Source organism: Actinoplanes oblitus (assembly GCF_030252345.1).
GTDB classification, from domain to species: Bacteria; Actinomycetota; Actinomycetes; order Mycobacteriales; family Micromonosporaceae; genus Actinoplanes; species Actinoplanes oblitus.
The window spans coordinates 8,042,249-8,059,022 of record NZ_CP126980.1 but is presented as its reverse complement, the minus strand read 5'-3'; the positions used below and the strand labels follow the sequence as shown (position 1 = coordinate 8,059,022).

Annotated in this window: 13 protein-coding genes; 7 read left to right on the top strand and 6 right to left on the bottom strand. The window is 70.9% G+C overall.

The genetic code is table 11. The annotated features are described in order from the left end of the window. Positions 1–11: 11 nt before the first annotated feature. Positions 12–2,567, bottom strand: coding sequence for a carboxylate--amine ligase/circularly permuted type 2 ATP-grasp protein (locus Actob_RS35785; RefSeq protein ID WP_284916363.1), 2,556 nt, complete (start codon positions 2,565–2,567; stop codon positions 12–14). 152 nt (positions 2,568–2,719) lie between these two features. Here Actob_RS35785 and Actob_RS35780 point away from each other — a divergent pair, with 152 nt between their 5' ends. Next, positions 2,720–3,790, top strand: coding sequence for an NAD-dependent epimerase/dehydratase family protein (locus Actob_RS35780; protein WP_284916362.1), 1,071 nt, complete (start codon positions 2,720–2,722; stop codon positions 3,788–3,790). 125 nt (positions 3,791–3,915) lie between these two features. Next, positions 3,916–6,036, top strand: a complete 2,121-nt coding sequence (locus Actob_RS35775) for a bifunctional SulP family inorganic anion transporter/carbonic anhydrase (RefSeq protein ID WP_284916360.1) — start codon at positions 3,916–3,918, stop codon at positions 6,034–6,036. Positions 6,037–6,052: 16 nt separating this feature from the next. Here Actob_RS35775 and Actob_RS35770 read toward each other — a convergent pair whose 3' ends face one another. From Actob_RS35770 to Actob_RS35750, 5 genes are all read right to left on the bottom strand, one after another. Further along, entirely contained in the window at positions 6,053–7,201 is a 1,149-nt protein-coding gene (locus Actob_RS35770) for an amidohydrolase family protein (RefSeq protein WP_284916359.1), read from the bottom strand. Further along, entirely contained in the window at positions 7,198–8,415 is a 1,218-nt protein-coding gene (gene kynU, locus Actob_RS35765; RefSeq protein WP_284916357.1) for a kynureninase, read from the bottom strand. The genes Actob_RS35770 and kynU overlap by 4 nt, the downstream gene beginning before the upstream one ends. Next, positions 8,412–9,263: a tryptophan 2,3-dioxygenase gene (gene kynA / locus Actob_RS35760; protein ID WP_284916356.1), complete on the bottom strand. Its 852-nt coding sequence runs from the start codon at positions 9,261–9,263 to the stop codon at positions 8,412–8,414. Before kynA ends, kynU begins: the two co-directional genes overlap by 4 nt. Positions 9,264–9,293: 30 nt before the next feature. Then, entirely contained in the window at positions 9,294–9,572 is a 279-nt protein-coding gene (locus tag Actob_RS35755) for a YchJ family protein (RefSeq protein ID WP_407653734.1), read from the bottom strand. Positions 9,573–9,698: 126 nt separating this feature from the next. Further along, positions 9,699–10,205, bottom strand: a complete 507-nt coding sequence (locus tag Actob_RS35750; protein ID WP_284916354.1) for a methyl-accepting chemotaxis protein — start codon at positions 10,203–10,205, stop codon at positions 9,699–9,701. Between the two features lie 297 nt (positions 10,206–10,502). Between Actob_RS35750 and Actob_RS35745 the strand changes: the two genes are divergently transcribed. The 5 genes from Actob_RS35745 to Actob_RS35725 all read left to right on the top strand — a co-directional run bounded on the left by Actob_RS35745 (position 10,503) and on the right by Actob_RS35725 (position 16,752). Further along, the gene (locus tag Actob_RS35745) at positions 10,503–11,498 is read left to right on the top strand and encodes a LacI family DNA-binding transcriptional regulator (protein ID WP_284916353.1); all 996 of its coding nucleotides are present in this window, start codon (positions 10,503–10,505) and stop codon (positions 11,496–11,498) included. A 338-nt stretch (positions 11,499–11,836) separates the two neighbouring features. Continuing rightward, positions 11,837–13,216: an ABC transporter substrate-binding protein gene (locus Actob_RS35740; RefSeq protein ID WP_284916352.1), complete on the top strand. Its 1,380-nt coding sequence runs from the start codon at positions 11,837–11,839 to the stop codon at positions 13,214–13,216. A gap of 68 nt (positions 13,217–13,284) precedes the next feature. Beyond that, positions 13,285–14,232 (top strand): carbohydrate ABC transporter permease, encoded by a 948-nt coding sequence (locus tag Actob_RS35735; RefSeq protein WP_284916351.1) that lies wholly within the window; start codon positions 13,285–13,287, stop codon positions 14,230–14,232. 9 nt (positions 14,233–14,241) lie between these two features. Continuing rightward, on the top strand, positions 14,242–15,129 hold the full coding sequence (locus Actob_RS35730; protein ID WP_284916349.1) for a carbohydrate ABC transporter permease: 888 nt from the start codon (positions 14,242–14,244) through the stop codon (positions 15,127–15,129). Between the two features lie 72 nt (positions 15,130–15,201). Then, a complete protein-coding gene (locus Actob_RS35725; RefSeq protein ID WP_284916348.1) occupies positions 15,202–16,752 on the top strand; it encodes a glycoside hydrolase family 13 protein in 1,551 nt (516 codons plus the stop codon). Positions 16,753–16,774: the final 22 nt, after the last annotated feature.

The window sequence follows — 16,774 nt, the reverse complement described above, 5'->3', positions numbered from 1 at the left end:
CAAACCCCTCCTCAGGCCAGCAACCAGGTGTCTTTGGAGCCGCCGCCACGCGACGAGTTGACGATCATGGAGCCGGCCGGCGCCACCCGGGTGAGCGCGGCCGGAGCGACCACCGGGCGGTCGCCGGTGAAGACGAAGGCGCGCAGGTCCACGTGCCGGGGCGCGAGCTGGTGCCCGTCGAACACCGGGTGGGTGGAGAGCCGGACCAGGTCCTGCGCCACCCAGCGGTGCGGGGCGGTGCGGATCTGCCGGCGCAGCGCGTCCAGCTCGTCGGCGGTGGCGTGCGGGCCGATCACGATCCGGTCCCCGCCGTACCCGTCGACCGGCTTGCAGACCAGCTCGTCCAGCCGGGACAGCACCTCGGCTCGCTGCTCCGGCAGCCCGCAGAGGTAGGTCGGCACGTCCGCCAGCAGCGGCTTCTCGTTCAGGTAGTACTCGATCATCCGGCCGGCGTACGCGTAGACCGCCTTGTCGTCGCCGATCCCGTTGCCCAGCGAGTTCGCCAGCCTGACGGTCCGCGCGTGCAGCGCCGCGACCAGGCTCGGGCCCAGCGGCATCCCGTCCGCGCCGGGGGAGTGCACCAGGCTGTCCTCACCCATCCGCAGGTAGATCACGTCCACCGGGTACCGCTTGCCGTCCCGCAGCCGGTGCACCCGGCCGTCCTCGACGAACAGCTCGGTGCTGCGCACCACCGGCACGCCCATCGCCTCGGCCAGCATCCGGTGCTCGAACCACGCCGAGTCGTCGGGTCCCTGGCTGAGCACGACGAGCGCCGGGTCGTCGCCGGGGGCCGAGGCCAGCAGCGCCTCCTTGAGAAGGCGGGGCGTGTCGTCCACCGGGATCAGGTTCCCGGGCCGGGGCAGCTCGGGCAGGATGCTCTCGGTCAGCCGGCGGTTCTGCATGGCGTACGCGATCCCGGACGGCACCCGCAGGTTGTCCTCCAGCACGCACCACCGGCCGTCCACGTCCCGGACCAGGTCGACGCCGGCCACCTGCGCCCGCACGCCGGGCCCGGAGGAGAGCGCGCCGCTGGCCCGCAGCTCCGGGGAGCCGTCGATCACCCATTCCGGTACGACGCCGTCGGCCACGATCTGCCGGGTGTCGTAGACGTCGGCCAGGAACGCGTTCAGGGCCCGGACCCGCTGGGTGAGCCCGGCGGTCAGCGCCGTCCAGTCGTCCGCCGGGACCACCCGCGGCACCAGGTCGAACGGGAAGAGCCGGGTGGCCGCCTCGCCCGCCACGCTGAACGTCACCCCGTTGGCCCGCTGCTCCTCGTCCCGGGCGTCCTCGCGGTGCCGCAGGCCGGTGGCGCCGAGCGCGGTCAGCGCCGGGACGATCCCGGCGTACTCCGGGGCGATCCCGTCCGGGAAGGCCTCGTCGCCGGTCAGCGTGTAGGGGGCCAGCCGGACCGGCGCCGCCGGGCCGGCCTTCGGGAAGCCGCCGCCGGTCTCGGTGACCAGCAGGTCCACGACGTCGGCGATCCGGCCCCGCCGGGTCAGGGCGCGCCGTTGCCGCGACGCCGAGCTGCCCCGGCTCAGCGCCCGCTCCGACAGGTCGCTGACCTGCTCCCAGTCGCCCAGCGCCTCGAGGTCCGGGCGCAGCTCGCCGACCAGGTGCTCGACGGCGACGGCGGCCGGCACCGGGACCGGGGAGCGGGGCAGGTCGAGCAGGTCGCCCTCCAGGCCGGAGCGGGCGGCCCGCCACATCGCCGCGCGGTGCAGCGGCGGCGGGACGGTGAGCTGGGGGAGGCCGGCCCGGTACTCGTCGCGGGCCCGGCGGACCAGGGCCCGGAACAGGCCGGCCAGCAGCACCACGGTGTCCACGTCCGGGCAGGCGTCGGTGACCCGCAACTCCACGGTGGGCACGTGCGCGGACGGCCGGACGTCGAAGTAGACCATCTTCGGGTCGGTGATCGTCCCGGACGCGATCAGGTCGCCGACCAGCTGGTCGTGCTCCGCCGCGGAGGACAGCACGCCGCTGTCGCCGGCGGTCGGCCAGCGCGACCAGACCAGGGAGCGGACACTGGCGTACCCGGAGTCCTCGCCCATCCAGTAGGGCGAGCTGGCCGACAGGGCCAGCAGCACCGGCAGCGCCGGGGCGACCCGCTGGGCCACCGCCACCGCCTCGTCCCGGTCCGGCACGCCGACGTGCACCTGGGCGCCGCAGATCAGCTGCTCCCGGACGAGCATCTGATACTCGTGCAGCATCCGGCGGTACCGGTTGGTCGGGGTGACCGGCAGCGCGTCCAGGTCGACCAGCGGAACGGTGCCGGCCGCGACCAGGCCCAGCCCGAGCGACCCGGCGACCGCGAGCGCGGTCCGGCGGCGCTCCGTGATCCCCTCGCGCAGGCCGTCGAGGGTGGTGCTGACCGGGGTGTTCGTCTCCACCACCGAGCGGTGCAGCTCGGCCGAGAAGTGCTCCGGGTCGAGCCGGTCGAGCACCTCGGGCGCCCGCGGCACCAGTTCACGGGTGGTCAGGTCGACGACGTGCAACTCCTCCTCGGCACCGAGCGTGAGCGTCTCGGTGTCCGGGCTCGCAGGGGCAAGGACCGGCAGGGACTCCGTCATCACGACCGCCTTCATCAGCTGTGGCAGATGTGACAGGTGCCCACTTCGTGCTCTTGCCAAGCATGGTGGTCACTACCTCCCGACCGGTGGACGGTGGCTTTCGTCGCTACCGGTAACCTCGGGCGTCGGACCCACATCCTGCGGAGGTTTTGATGGGCAGCGTCGTCGTCATCACCGGCTCGGCCGGTCTGATCGGTTCCGAGTCGGTCCGCCACTTCGCCGCCCTCGGCATGGACGTGGTCGGTGTCGACAACGACATGCGCGGCTACTTCTTCGGCGCCGACGGCTCCACCAAGTGGAACCTGGAGCGGATGACCAAGGAGATCGGCGACCGGTACACCCACTACTCGCTGGACATCCGCGACCGGGAGGGCCTGGGCCGGCTCTTCGCCCAGTACGGGAAGAACATCGGCCTGGTCATCCACGCCGCCGCGCAGCCGAGCCACGACTGGGCGGCCCGCGAGCCGTACACCGACTTCGACGTGAACGCTGTCGGCACGCTGAACATGCTGGAGTCGGCCCGCCGGCATGCCATCGACGCGCCGTTCATCTTCACCTCCACCAACAAGGTGTACGGCGACACGCCGAACTCGCTGCCGCTGGTCGAGCGGGAGACCCGCTGGGAGCTGCCCGAGGACCACAAGTGGTACCAGGGCATCGACGAGACGATGACCATCGACAGCAGCCTGCACTCGATCTTCGGGGCCAGCAAGGTCGCCGCCGACGTGATGGTGCAGGAGTACGGGCGGTACTTCGGCATGCCGACAGCGGTGTTCCGTGGTGGCACCCTGACCGGCCCGGGGCACTCCGCCGCCGAGCTGCACGGCTTCCTGGCGTACGTGATGCGGTGCGTCATGGAGCAGCGCAAGTACCGGATCTTCGGGTACAAGGGCAAGCAGGTCCGCGACGCGATCCACTCGCACGACCTGGTGTCCGCGTTCGAGGCGTTCCAGAAGGCGCCGCGGGTCGCCGAGATCTACAACATGGGCGGCGGGCGTACCTCGAACTGCTCCGTGCTGGAGGCGTTCCAGCTGGCCTCGGAGATCGCCGGGCTGCCCGCCGACACCGAGTACGTGCCGGAGAACCGGACCGGCGACCACCAGTGGTGGATCAGCAGCACGGCCCGGTTCGAGGAGCACTACCCGGACTGGAAGGTGACCTACGACGTGCCGATGATCCTGCGCGACATGTACGAGTCGAACAAGGACGTCTGGAAGGCGTGAGGCGCCGCTGAGAGGGCCTACGGGCCCTTTCTCCTCGCTGGGAACTCGTCGGCAAACGGCTGTGTTTTGCCTGGACGTGCCCGCGTTGTAAAGGCGCCGTAACCGCCGCTCGGTACATTTACGAAATGTCCGACTTGACGCAGTTGCTGCGCCGGGACTTGCCGGCGTCCATCGTCGTGTTCCTGATCGCCATCCCGTTGTCGCTGGGTATCGCGGCGGCCTCCGGGGCCCCGCTGTTCGCCGGCCTGGTCGCCGCCGTCGTGGGCGGCGTCGTCGCGGGCGCCCTGGGCGGCGCCCCTCTCCAGGTCAGCGGCCCGGCCGCCGGGCTGACCGTGATCGTGGCCGGCGCCGTCGCCGATTTCGGCTTCGCCGGCACCGCCGCCATCGTGGCCGTCGCCGGGATCGTCCAGATCCTGCTCGGTGCGTCCCGCCTGGGCCGCGCCGCCCTGGCCCTCTCACCCGCCGTCGTGCACGGCATGCTGGCCGGCATCGGCCTGGTCATCGCGCTCGGCCAGGTACACGTGCTGCTCGGCGGCGCGCCGCAGAGCTCGGCCTGGCGCAACCTGCGTGAGCTGCCCGGCCAGATCGCCACCCACCACGGCCTGTCCGCGGCGCTCGGCCTGCTCACCATCGCCATCCTGATCCTCTGGCCGCGCTTCGTCCGGATCTCGCTACTGCCGGCCGCCCTGGTCGCGGTGGCCGGCGTCACCGTGCTGGCGCATGTCACCGGTGCCGACGTGGAGCGGGTCCGGCTCCCCGACGAACCGCTCGCCGAGCTGGTCACCCCGGCCTGGCCGGACGCGCCGCTGCGCGAGATCACCGTCGCGGTGCTCACCATCGCGCTGGTCGCCAGCGTCGAGTCGCTGCTCTCCGCGGTGGCCGTGGACCGGCTGCACGACGGCCCGCGCGCCGACCTGAACCGCGAGCTGGTCGCCCAGGGCGCCGCCAACACCGTCTCCGGGCTGCTCGGCGGCCTGCCGGTGACCGGCGTGATCGTCCGCAGCTCGACGAACGTGGCGGCCGGCGCCCGGTCCCGCGCCTCGTCGATCATGCACGGCGTGTGGGTCGCCGGGTTCGTGCTGTTCTGCGCCGGCCTGCTGGAACGCATCCCGATGGCGGCGCTGGCCGCGGTGCTGATCGTGGTCGGCCTGCGGCTGGTGAGCCTGGCGCAGATCCGCACCTACGCCCGGCACCGGGAGCTGCCCACCTACCTGGTCACCGCGCTCGGCGTGGTCGCTGTCGACCTGCTCACCGGGGTCCTGCTCGGCATGGTCACCGCGGCCGTGCTGATCCTCTGGCGGCTCACCCGCTGCGAGATCCGGACCGTCGAGCGGGCGCCCGGCCAGTGGCTGGTCACCCTCGGCGGCACCCTCGCGTTCATCGAGTCGGCCCGGCTGACCAGGGAGTTCGCCGCGCTGCCGGCGGGCCAGGAGGTGGACGTCGAGCTGCACCTGGACTACCTCGACCACGGCGCGTTCGAGACGATCCGGGACTGGCGGGAGGCCTACCGGAAGGCCGGCGGCCGGGTGCGGATCCGGGAGGTGCACGACTCGTGGTTCTCCCGGGCCACCACCGGCCGGCTGGGCGAGGCGAAGAGCACGCCCCGCCTGCTCGGCTCCTGGTCCCGCTGGCAGAGCCTGGACCTGCAACGCCGGGACGCCATGGCGGCCGGCATCGCCGAGTTCGAGCGCACCGTGGCCCCGCTGGTCCGCCCGCAGCTGGCCGCCCTGGCCCGCGACGGCCAGCGCCCCGAGCAGCTCTTCATCACCTGCGCCGACTCCCGGATGGTGCCCAACCTGATCACCGGCAGCGGCCCGGGCGACCTGTTCTGCGTCCGCAACGTCGGCAATCTGGTCCCGCCGCACGCGGCCGGCGACGCCTCGGTCGGCGCCGCCGTGGAGTACGCCGTCGAGGTTCTCGGCGTCACCACCATCACCGTCTGCGGCCATTCCGGCTGCGGCGCCGTCCGCGCGCTGATGTCCGGCGCCGCCGTCCCGGGCTCGTCCCTGGGCGACTGGCTGTCGCACGCCGGCACCGAGTTCGCCGACCCGGCCGACGAGGAGCGCTGCTGCACCGACAACGTCCTCCGGCAGCTGGCCAACCTGCGTACCTACCCGGTGGTCCGGGCCGCCGAGCAGGCCGGCCGTCTCCGCCTGGCCGGCCTGTACTTCGACCTCGCCGAGGCCCGGATGTACGAGGTGGACCCGGTGCTGGGCGCCCGCCGTCCGGTGCACGCCCCGGCCTGATCGGCGGGGCGGGCGCTCAGGCGGAGCGGGGCCGGACCGCGTCGTCGAGGACGCGGGCGGTGGCCAGCGAGTCGGCGAAGCCCGCCGGGGACAGGTCGAGGCCACCGGGCAGCCAGGTGATCTCCGGGTGGTCCGGCTCGGTCATGGCGGTGAGGATCTCGTCGGGGGCCAGCCCGGCCGAGCGCAGCGCGCGCAGCTCACGGCTGTTGACCCCGGGCGGCAGCGGGCCGTTGCCGAGGTCGGTACCGTACCGGACCTTGCCGCCGTGCTCGACGAACCGCCGCAGGTTGCCGACGGCCACCTCCCGGGCCGGGTCGGGATCGCCCCAGCCGTGGATGTCCAGGGTGCTGATCCAGGTCATCCTGGTGGCGCAGGCGCGGACCAGGGCGTCCGGCAGCGCCTCGGTCCACGGGGTGTGCGCGAGCAGATCGGCGCCGGCCTCGAACGCGGCGGCCACCGTGCCCGGGCCCTCGGCGTGCACCACGACCGGCAGCCCGGCGGCGTGCGCGGCGTCGACCAGCGCGCGCAGCACCGGCTGCGGTAGCAGGGGACCGCCGGCGTGCGCGGTCACCTTGATCAGGGTCGCGCCGGCCGACCAGGCGCCGGCCACCGCGGCACCGGCGTCCGCCGCCGAGGCGATCTCCCGCCAGCTGCCGGCCGGCGCCCAGGCCCGGTCGCTCGGGTAGCCGCCGGGCGCGATCAGGAACGGTCCCGCATACCGGATCCGCGGCAGCCCCGCGTCGGTCCGGGAGGCGAGCGCGGCGACCGCCCCGGGCTCGCCGCCCAGGTCCCAGACGGCGGCGATGCCCCCGGCCCGCACCGTGCCGAGGTCGACCAGCGCGGAGTGGACGTGCGCGTCGACCAGCCCGGGAAGCAGCGTGCCCGGGAAGCGCCGGACACCGTCCGCCGGCGCCATCTCGGCCGGCACCGGCTTCACCGTGCCGTCCGCACCGGACCGCAGGACCACGCCCCTGCGGAGCCGGCCGCCCCACCAGACGGTGTCGGCGGCCAGCCAGCCGATCCGCCGGTCCTCGCGCGGGTCGGGTACCTCGGTCACCGTCGGGCGCGGCGCGCAGTCACCGGCAGCCCGGGCCGTACGCGAGAAGCACCCCTGGCCGCCGCAGCCCGCACCGCCGCACGGTCCCGGGGTGGCGTCCTCGCTCACCGCTGCTTCTCGGCCAGGTCGCGCAGGATCGCCAGGCCCTGGTGGACCTCGGTGAAGCTGGTGCTCAGCGGCGCCGGCCCGATCCGCAGGCCGTCCGGGCGGCGGTAGTCCGGGATCACGCCGCTCGCCCAGAGCGGGGCCAGCAGCTCCTCGAAGCCGGCCCGGCGCAGGGTGACGTGGCCGCCGCGGCGCGCCGGGTCGCGCGGGCTGACCACCTCGACGCCGAGCGGGACCAGCCACGCGTCGGCGAGGTCCAGCACATAGTCGGTGAGCAGCAGGGACTTGGCCCGGACCGCCTCGATCCCGGCCTCCGCCAGCATGTCCAGGTTGGCGTGCATGGGCACCATCGCGAGGATCGGCGGGGTGCCGCTGAGCAGGGCTCGGATGCCGGGGGCGGCCTCGTAGCCGGGGCCCATCTCGAACGCCGCGCGGTGTCCCATCCAGCCCTGGATCGGCTGGCGCAGCTCGGCCTGCAGAGCCTGCCGCAGGTATCCGAAGGCGGGGGCGCCGGGGCCGCCGTTGAGGTACTTGTAGGAGCAGCCCACGGCGAGGTCGACGCCCCACGCGTCGAGTTCGACGGGCACCGAGCCGGCCGAGTGGCACAGGTCCCACAGGGTCAGCGCGCCGGCCTCGTGCGCGATCCGGTTGATCTCCGGTACGTCGGCGAGCCAGCCGGACCGGTAGGCGACGTGCGAGAACAGCACCAGCGCGGTGTCCTCGTCGACGGCGGCGGCGACCTGGCCGGGGTGGACGCCGGTCGCCGGGTCGGTCTCGATCCAGTGCAGCGACAACCCGCGCTCGGCGGCGATGCCCTCCAGCACGTACCGGTCGGTGGGGAAGTTGTCGGTGTCCAGGACCACCTTGCGCCGGCCCGGCCGGGCGTCGACGGCGGCCCGGGCCAGCTTGTAGAGCAGGACCGTGGTGGAGTCGGCGACGACGGTCTGGCCGGCCGCGGCGCCCAGGGCCACCGCGCCGAGCCGGTCGCCGAGGGTGAGCGGCCACTCCAGCCAGCCGTCGGTCCAGCCCTGGATGAGCCGGTCGCCCCACTGACCCCGGATGAAGTCGTCCATCAGCCGCGCGGTGGCCTCCAGCGGGCGGCCCAGCGAGTTCCCGTCGAGGTACGACACGACCGGCGCGGGCACGAACCGCTCCCGGAACGCCGCCAGGGGATCGGCCGCGTCCAGGGCGGTGGCGCGGGCGAGCAGGTCAGTCAACGGGGGACTCCGATCTCGGTGCGGACGGCGTAGAGCTCGGGGAAGAATGTCAGATCGAGAGCCGCCTTCAGGAACGAGACCCCGCTGGAGCCGCCGGTCCCGCGCTTGAAGCCGATCGTCCGTTCCACCGTCTTGAGGTGCCGGAACCGCCAGAGCTGGAAGTTCTCCTCCAGGTCGACCAGTTCCTCGCAGGCCTCGTACGCCTCCCAGTGCTGCTCGGCCTTCTCGTAGATGGTCTGGAAGACGCCGACCAGCTCGGGCCGGAACTCCCACGCCTCGGTCACGTCCCGGGCCAGCACGTCGGCCGGCACCGGGTGCCCGTGCCGGGCCAGCAGGTGCAGGAACTCGTCGTAGACGCTGGGCGTGCCGAGCAGCTCCGCCAGCAGCTCCCGGGCGGCCGGCTGGTCGTCGAAGATCTGCAGCATCCGGCGGTCCTTGTTGCCGAGCAGGAACTCGACCGCGCGGTACTGGTACGACTGGAATCCGGACGAGGTGCCCAGGAAGCTGCGGAACTGCGCGTACTCGGTCGGGGTCAGGGTGGCCAGCACCGACCACTGCTCGGTCAGCGTGCGCTGGATGTGCTTGACCCGGGCCAGGCCCTTGAGCGCCGGCTTCAGCTCGTCCTTGGCCAGGTGCCGGAGCACCGCGCGCAGCTCGTGGATGATCAGTTTCAACCACAGCTCGGACGTCTGGTGCTGCAGGATGAAGAGCAGCTCGTCGTGGTGCTCGGGCACGCTGACCGGGTGCTGGGCGTTGAGCACCTCGTCCAGGTGCAGGTACTCGCCGTACGAGAGATTGACCTTGAAATCCCGGACGATACCGTCCTCGATCGGCCGCGTTGCCGACATGTGATCACCTACCTTTTCGACTTCAGGAGATCACACCGGGCCCCAGTAGACCCATCGGCCGTCGTGGCGGACGAACCTGCTGCGTTCGGTCATCACGCCGGGGCGCCCGTCGTCCCGGAAATGCGCCTGGAACGTGACGAACCCCTCGGCGTCGAAGATCCCGCCGCCGCTGCTCTCCTGCACCTCCAGCCGTACCCAGCGCAGACCGGGGTCACTCGCGACGTCCGCGGGCCGGGTTTCCGGGTGCCAGGTGTCCCGCACGTAGTCGGTCCGGTCCAGGGCGAACGCGCTGAAGCGCGATCGCATCAGGGACTCCGGGTCCGCCGCCGGGTTGCCCGCGTGGAGCGGTCCGCAACATGTCTCGTACGCCGGGGAGCCGCACGGGCATGTCCTCGCCCGTGCGGTGCGCTTGCCTGCCATGCCGGACAGTCTTCCTCAGCCGGCTTGCTGCTCCACCACGATCCCGCTGATCACCTTCTGGCAGCGGTCCAGTTCCTCGATCAGGCCCTGCATCTCCTCGATGGCGGAGACCGCGTTCTGGGTGTCCGTCCGGATCCCGCCGACCTGGGTGCCGATCTCACTGGTCGCGGTGGCGGTCTCGTTGGCCAGGTCCTTGACCTCGCTGGCCACCACGGCGAAGCCGCGTCCCGCCTCGCCGGCGCGGGCCGCCTCGATGGTGGCGTTCAGCGCGAGCAGGTTGGTCTGCTTGGCGATGGTGGCGATCAGCTGGACCACCTTGCCGATCTCGGTGCTGCTCGCCTCCAGCCGCTGGATCACCTGCACCGCGGTCTCGGCGGCGTGTACGGCGGCCTGGGTGGCGGTGGCCATGTCGTTGCTCACGTTGGCCAGCCGCTGCACCGAGTCGCGCTGCCGGTCCTGCGCCGACCAGTCCTCCTGGGCGCCCCCGGACGACCAGCTGTCGTTCTGATCCCAGTCGGTCATGTCGTGGTGATCCCTCTCTTACCGTCAACTCACAAGATCCCACCTGGCCGACTCCTCGGGAGGCGTTTTCGCTGATCCGGTCCGTTATGGAACCGTGCCGAAAGCGCCGTCAGCACGCAGCGCGACGACTTAACCGGATCAGTCCCGGCCGGACCGCCGCCGCTCGGTCACCGCCGGTGAAACATGGCGGAAACTTAAAAGAAGCGTCACGGAAGACCGGCAAGCACTGTCATCGATTCCAGAATCGACCGCAAGCGCCGGTTCAGTTCTTGCAATGACTTGACGTAGGATTCCGTCGTGACCAAACGTCTTGCCGAGGTGGCGAAAAAGGCCGGGGTCAGCGAGGCGACCGTCAGCCGGGTGCTCAACGGGCGCAGCGGCGTCTCCGAGGCCACCCGGGCATCGGTCCTCACCGCCCTCGATGTCCTGGGATACGAACGCCCCACCAAACTGCGGGGCGAGCGCGGCCGGCTGGTCGGCCTGGTGCTCCCCGAGCTGCAGAACCCGATCTTCCCGGCGCTCGCCGAGGTGGTGACCGCCTCGCTGGCCCAGCGCGGCTTCACCCCGGCGCTGTGCGCCCGGACCATCGGCGGCGTCCCCGAGTCGGACTACGTGGAGATGCTGCTCGACCACCAGGTCTCCGGCGTGATCTTCGCGGGCGGGTCGTACGCCCTGGCCGACGCCTCGCACGAGCACTATCGCCGGCTCACCGACCGTGGACTGCCGGTGGTGCTGGTCAACGCGGGGGTCGACGAGCTGGGCTTCCCCCGGGTGTCGACCGACGACGCGGTGGCGGTCGAGCAGGCGTACGGGCACCTGCGCTCGCTCGGCCACGAGCGGATCGGCATGGTGCTCGGCCCGGAGGGGCACATCCCGTCCCGCCGCAAGCTCGCCGCGATGATCCAGGCGGCCGGCTGGTCGGACGACACATGGGTGGAGCGCTCCAGCTTCTCGATGGAGGGCGCCCGGGTGGCCGCCGCCAAGCTGATCGAGCGCGGCGCGACGGGCATCATCTGCGCCAGCGACGTGATGGCGCTCGGCACGATCCGGGCGGCGCGGCGGCTGGGGCGCGCCGTCCCGGCCGACGTCTCGGTGGTCGGCTTCGACGACTCGGCGTTCATGACCTGCACCGACCCGCCGCTGACCACGGTGCGCCAGCCGATCGAGACGATGGGCCAGTCGGCCGTCGACCTGCTGGTCACGCAGATCGAGGAGGCCGGCGTGCTCCGCGACGAGCTGCTCTTCGAGCCGGAGCTGGTGGTCCGCGGCTCCACCGGGCCCGCCCCGCGCTGATCCACTGCAGCGCCGCTCGGGCGTCCGGTTCAGCGCTGCAAGTTTTGACAACCGAACGCAACCTCAGAACGGCTGCCGACCGCACCTTGCGGTCGGCAGCCGTCTTTTCATGCCCCCGGTGGTTCCCAAGCCGGGCATACCGACGCCTGAGCTGGGGCTGTCAACATCTGCCATGTCAAAGTCGCTTCTTTTCACGTCACGATCGAAACCTTGCGGAAATCGGAGTGCCTCGCTACGGTGACTCCACTCACAGAGATGACTGCCTGTGAGCCCCCACGCATCGATCACCTCGCACTTGAAGCGAACACATGGATAACCGTTCCCGAAGGGATGGACAGATGTCCGCACCGCAGTACCGGAAGGCCGTGGCGTTCGCGCTCGCGGCCGGCCTGGGACTCAGCCTCGCGGCGTGCTCCACGAAGAGCGACGACGAGAGCACCAGCGCCGACGGCAAGACGATCATCACGGTCGACTGCATGCCGGTCGGCACCGAGAAGGAGCTGGTGGCGAACTGGAACGCCGACGTCGCCGCGTTCGAGAAGGCGAACCCGGACGTCCAGATCAAGAGCGTCAGCGTCGGCACCCAGTGCAACAACCCGCCGGACTTCACCGCCCGGCTGGCGGGTGGCACCACCACCGACGTCTTCTACGGCTACATGACCGACCTGCAGCAGGTGCTGGACTCCGGTCAGGCCATGGACATCACGTCCTACGTCACCAAGGACACCATCCCCACCTGGGATGACGTCGACCCGGCGCTCAAGTCGGTCTTCTCCGACGGCGGCAAGGTCTACGGCGTGCCGATCAAGAACTACTCGATGGGCCTGGTCTACAACAAGGTCCTGTTCCAAAAGGCCGGCCTGGACCCGGCGAACCCGCCGAAGACCTGGGCCGACGTCCGCACCGCGGCCAAGAAGATCGCCCAGGCCGCCCCGGGCGTCGCCGGCTACGCCGACTACAGCGCCGGCAACACCGGTGGCTGGCACTTCACCGCCGAGATCTACGCGCAGGGCGGCCAGATCCTCACCGAGGACGGCAAGAAGGCCGACTTCAACAACGCGATGGGCAAGCAGGTCCTGCAGAACCTCAAGGACATGCGGTACGGCGACAACTCGATGGGCTCGCGTCAGCTGCTCCAGTGGGGTGACCTGCTGACCAACGCGGCGGCCGGCAAGGTCGGCATGTTCATCGGCGCGCCGGACACCACCCAGCAGATCGTCTCCCAGTTCAAGGGCAAGTACGCGGACTGGGCGGTCGCCCCGCTCCCCGGCCAGGACGGCCTGGCGAAGGCCACCCTCGGTGGCGGCGACGGCTACTTCTTCAAGAAGGGCCTGACCGAGGCGCAGGTCAAGGCCGGCCTCAAGTGGGTCGCCTTCGAGAAACTCACGGTCGGCAAGGGCCAGTTCGACTACCCGCGGGCCAAGCCGCAGAACTACCCGGTGGGCCTGCCGCAGCCGCTGCTGTTCACCAAGGACAGCGCCACCGCCAAGGCGGAGTACGAGCTGCGCAAGGCGAACGCGAACGTCGACCCGTCGATCTACGCGCTGTTCGAGAACCAGCAGCTGCCGATCAAGGGAGAGCCCGCCAACGCCCAGGCGATCTACGCGGTGCTCGACTCGGCGATGTCCGGGGTGCTGACCAACCCGAACGCCAACATCGACGAGCTCCTCAAGACCGCGGAGCAGAAGGTCAACCAGCTGATCACCGCCGGTAGCTGATCCCGCGAGGAGTGCGGGCCGGTCGCCGACCGGTCCGCACCCTTCCGACTCATCGCAGGAGTTTTCCGTTGGCGACCATGACCGCCCCGGGCACGACCGAACAGTTGACACGCAGCGCCTCGCCCGCCCGGAGCCGTGGGCGGCGCAACCGCAAGATCCGCGACAACGTCACCGGGTACGCCTTCCTGATCGGCGCGATCCTCTGCTTCGCCCTCTTCACCTGGTACCCGATGATCCGCGGGATCATCATGAGCTTCCAGCGGACCAGGCGCGGTGTGACCACCTGGGTCGGCTGGGACAACTACACCCGGATCATCGCCGACCCGAGCTTCTGGCCGGCCTGGCGCAACACCGTCTACTTCACCGTGCTGGCCCTGGTCATCGGGTACGCGGTCCCGTTCTTCGTCGCGATCCTGCTCAACGAGCTGCGGCACGCCAAGGGTTACCTGCGCGTCCTGGTGTACCTGCCGGTGATGCTGCCGCCGGCCTCGGCGCTCTTCCTCTTCAAGTTCTACGCGTACGACCCGAGCGACGCCGGCCTGTTCAACGCGATCCTCACGTTCCTGCACCTGCCCACCTCGCAGTGGATGCAGTCGCCGGGCGCGACGATGCCGGCCATGGTGATCGCCTCCACGTGGATGAACATGGGCAGCGCCGTGCTGATCTACCTGGCCTCGCTGCAGAACATCCCGGGCGAGCTGTACGAGGCGGCCGAGCTGGACGGCGCCGGGCTCTGGCGACGGATCTGGAACGTGACCATCCCGCAGACCAGGCTGATCCTCGGCCTGCTCGCCATGATGCAGATCGTCGCCACCATGCAGGTCTTCATCGAGCCGCTGATCCTCGCCAACGGCGCCGGCACGCAGGACTCGGCGACCACCGTGGCGTACCTGATCTATCAGCACGGCTTCTATCAGAACGACCTCAACGGCGCCGCGGCGCTCGGAGTGATCATCCTCGTGGCGCTGGCCGCCTTCTCGGGTGTCTACCTGCGGCTCACCACGAAGAACGACTGAGGACGGACCATGTCGCACAATTCCGGCACCCGTACGCTCGTCTCGCAGGCCCAGCTGCGACGCGGCAAGGGCAAGTACCTCTACTGGACGTTGCTGGGCCTGGTCGTGGCCGGCTTCACCCTGGTGTTCATCGGCCCGCTGTACTGGATGGTCACCGGCGCGCTCAAGACCGGCCAGGAGATCGCGCAGACCCCGCCGACGCTGTGGCCGCGGCACCCGGACGTCAGCAACTACACCAACGCCTGGAGCAACCTCAACCTCTCCAAGCTGCTGTTCAACACGTTCTACTACGCGATCGGCGCGGTCCTGTTCCAGCTGGTGTTCGACACCGCCGCGGCGTACTCGCTGTCGAAGCTGCGCCCGGTCCTGGGCAACGTGGTCCTCGGCGCGATGCTGGCCACCCTGATGATCCCGGTGATCGTCCTGATCGTCCCGCAGTACGTGACGGTGATCGACCTGCCGATCGTGCACGCCAGCCTGATCAACCAGCCGCTCGCGATCTGGCTGCCGCTGGTCGCCAACGCCTTCAACATCTTCCTGTTGAAGCGGTTCTTCGACTCCATCCCGGAGGACCTGATGTCGGCCGCCCAGGTGGACGGGGCCGGCCCGCTGCGCACGCTCTGGTCGATCATCCTGCCGATGTCGCGCCCGATCCTCGGCGTCGTCTCGATCTTCTCGGTGACGTACGTCTGGAAGGACTTCCTCTGGCCGAAGCTGGTCATGCCGGACGGCTCCACCCGGACGGTGAGCGTCGGCATCGTGGCCTTCTCCGGCGGCTCGTCGGTGAACGAGGTGATCGCCGCCTCGGTGATCGCGGCCATCCCCACCGTGATCATCTTTCTGATCTTCCAGCGGAACATCATGTCCGGCCTGACCGCGGGCAGCGTCAAGGGCTGAGCAGCGTCGCCGCCTCTCAGTGCCCAGTATCCGGGCGAAAAATGCCGCAATAAACGCAGAAAGCGAGTTTTCGTGTCCGCAAAAGACAGTGCGTGGTGGCGCGACGCGGTCATCTACCAGGTGTATCCCCGGAGTTTCGCCGACTCCGACGGTGACGGCGTCGGTGACATCGACGGCATCCGGTCGCGCCTGGGCCACCTCCGCGACCTCGGGGTGGACGCGATCTGGATGAGTCCCTGGTACCCCTCGCCGATGGCGGACGCCGGCTACGACGTGGCGGACTTCCGCGACGTCGACCCGGTCTTCGGCACCCTGGCCGGCGCCGAGGCGCTGATCGCCGAGGCGCACGCGGCCGGCATCCGGATGATCGTCGACATCGTCCCGAACCACATCTCCGCCGAGCATCCGTGGTTCCAGGCCGCGATCGCCTCGCCGGACGCGCCGGAGCGGGAGTACTTCTGGTTCCGGCCGCCGTCCGAGCGGATGCCCACCCGGTGGACCGGGGAGTTCGGCGGCACCACCTGGTCGAAGGCGCCCGACGGGTCCTGGTACCTGCACCTGTTCACCCCGGAGCAGCCCGACCTCAACTGGGAGCACCCGGACGTCAAGGCCGAGTTCGAGGACATCCTGCGGTTCTGGTTCGACAGGGGTGCCGACGGCATCCGGATCGACTCGGCGGCGCTGCTGTTCAAGGACACCGCGCTGCCCGAGGTGGTCGAGGGTGAGCCGCACCCCTTCCACGACCTGGACGCGGTGCACGACGTCTACCGGGCCTGGCGCCGGGTGGCCGACGACTACGAGGACCGGGCACTGATCGGCGAGGTGTGGATGCCCGACGTCGAGCGCTTCACCAACTACCTGCGGCCGGACGAGCTGCACGCGGCGTTCAACTTCGACTTCCTCGGCTGCGCGTGGGACCCGGAGCTGATGCGGGCCTGCATCGACCGCACCCTCGACGCGCACGCCGGGGTCGGCGCCCCGGCCACCTGGGTGCTCTCCAACCACGACGTCACCCGGCACGTCACCCGCTACGGCCGGGCCGACACCACGTTCAGCTTCGAGAACAACCTCGACGGCACCCCCGTCGACCTGGAACTGGGCACCCGCCGGGCGCGGGCCGCCGCGCTGCTCACCCTCTCGCTGCCCGGCTCGGCCTACGTCTACCAGGGCGAGGAACTCGGACTCTGGGAGAACGAGAACATCCCCGAGGAGCAGATCCAGGATCCGATGTACGCCCGGCGCGGGCACACCCGGGACGGCTGCCGGGTGCCGCTGCCCTGGTCCGGCGACGAGCCACCGTACGCCTTCAGCAGCGGCACACCGTGGCTGCCCCAGCCGGCCGAGTGGAAGGACCGCACCGTCGAGGCGCAGACCGGCGATCCGAACTCGATGCTGGAGCTGTACCGCACCGCCATCCGGCTGCGCCCCCGCGCGGCCGCGTTCAGCTGGCTCGACCGGGGCGCCGGGGTGCTCGCCTACACCCGCGGCGACGACTTCGCCTGCGTGCTCAACCTGTCCGGCGCTCCCATCCCCATGCCGGAGCACAAGACCATCCTGCTCGCCAGCGGCCCTCTCGACGGTGACCTCCTCCCCCAGGACACCGCGGTCTGGCTGCGTTTCTGACGGCTGCGGGCGTTTCCGGTTC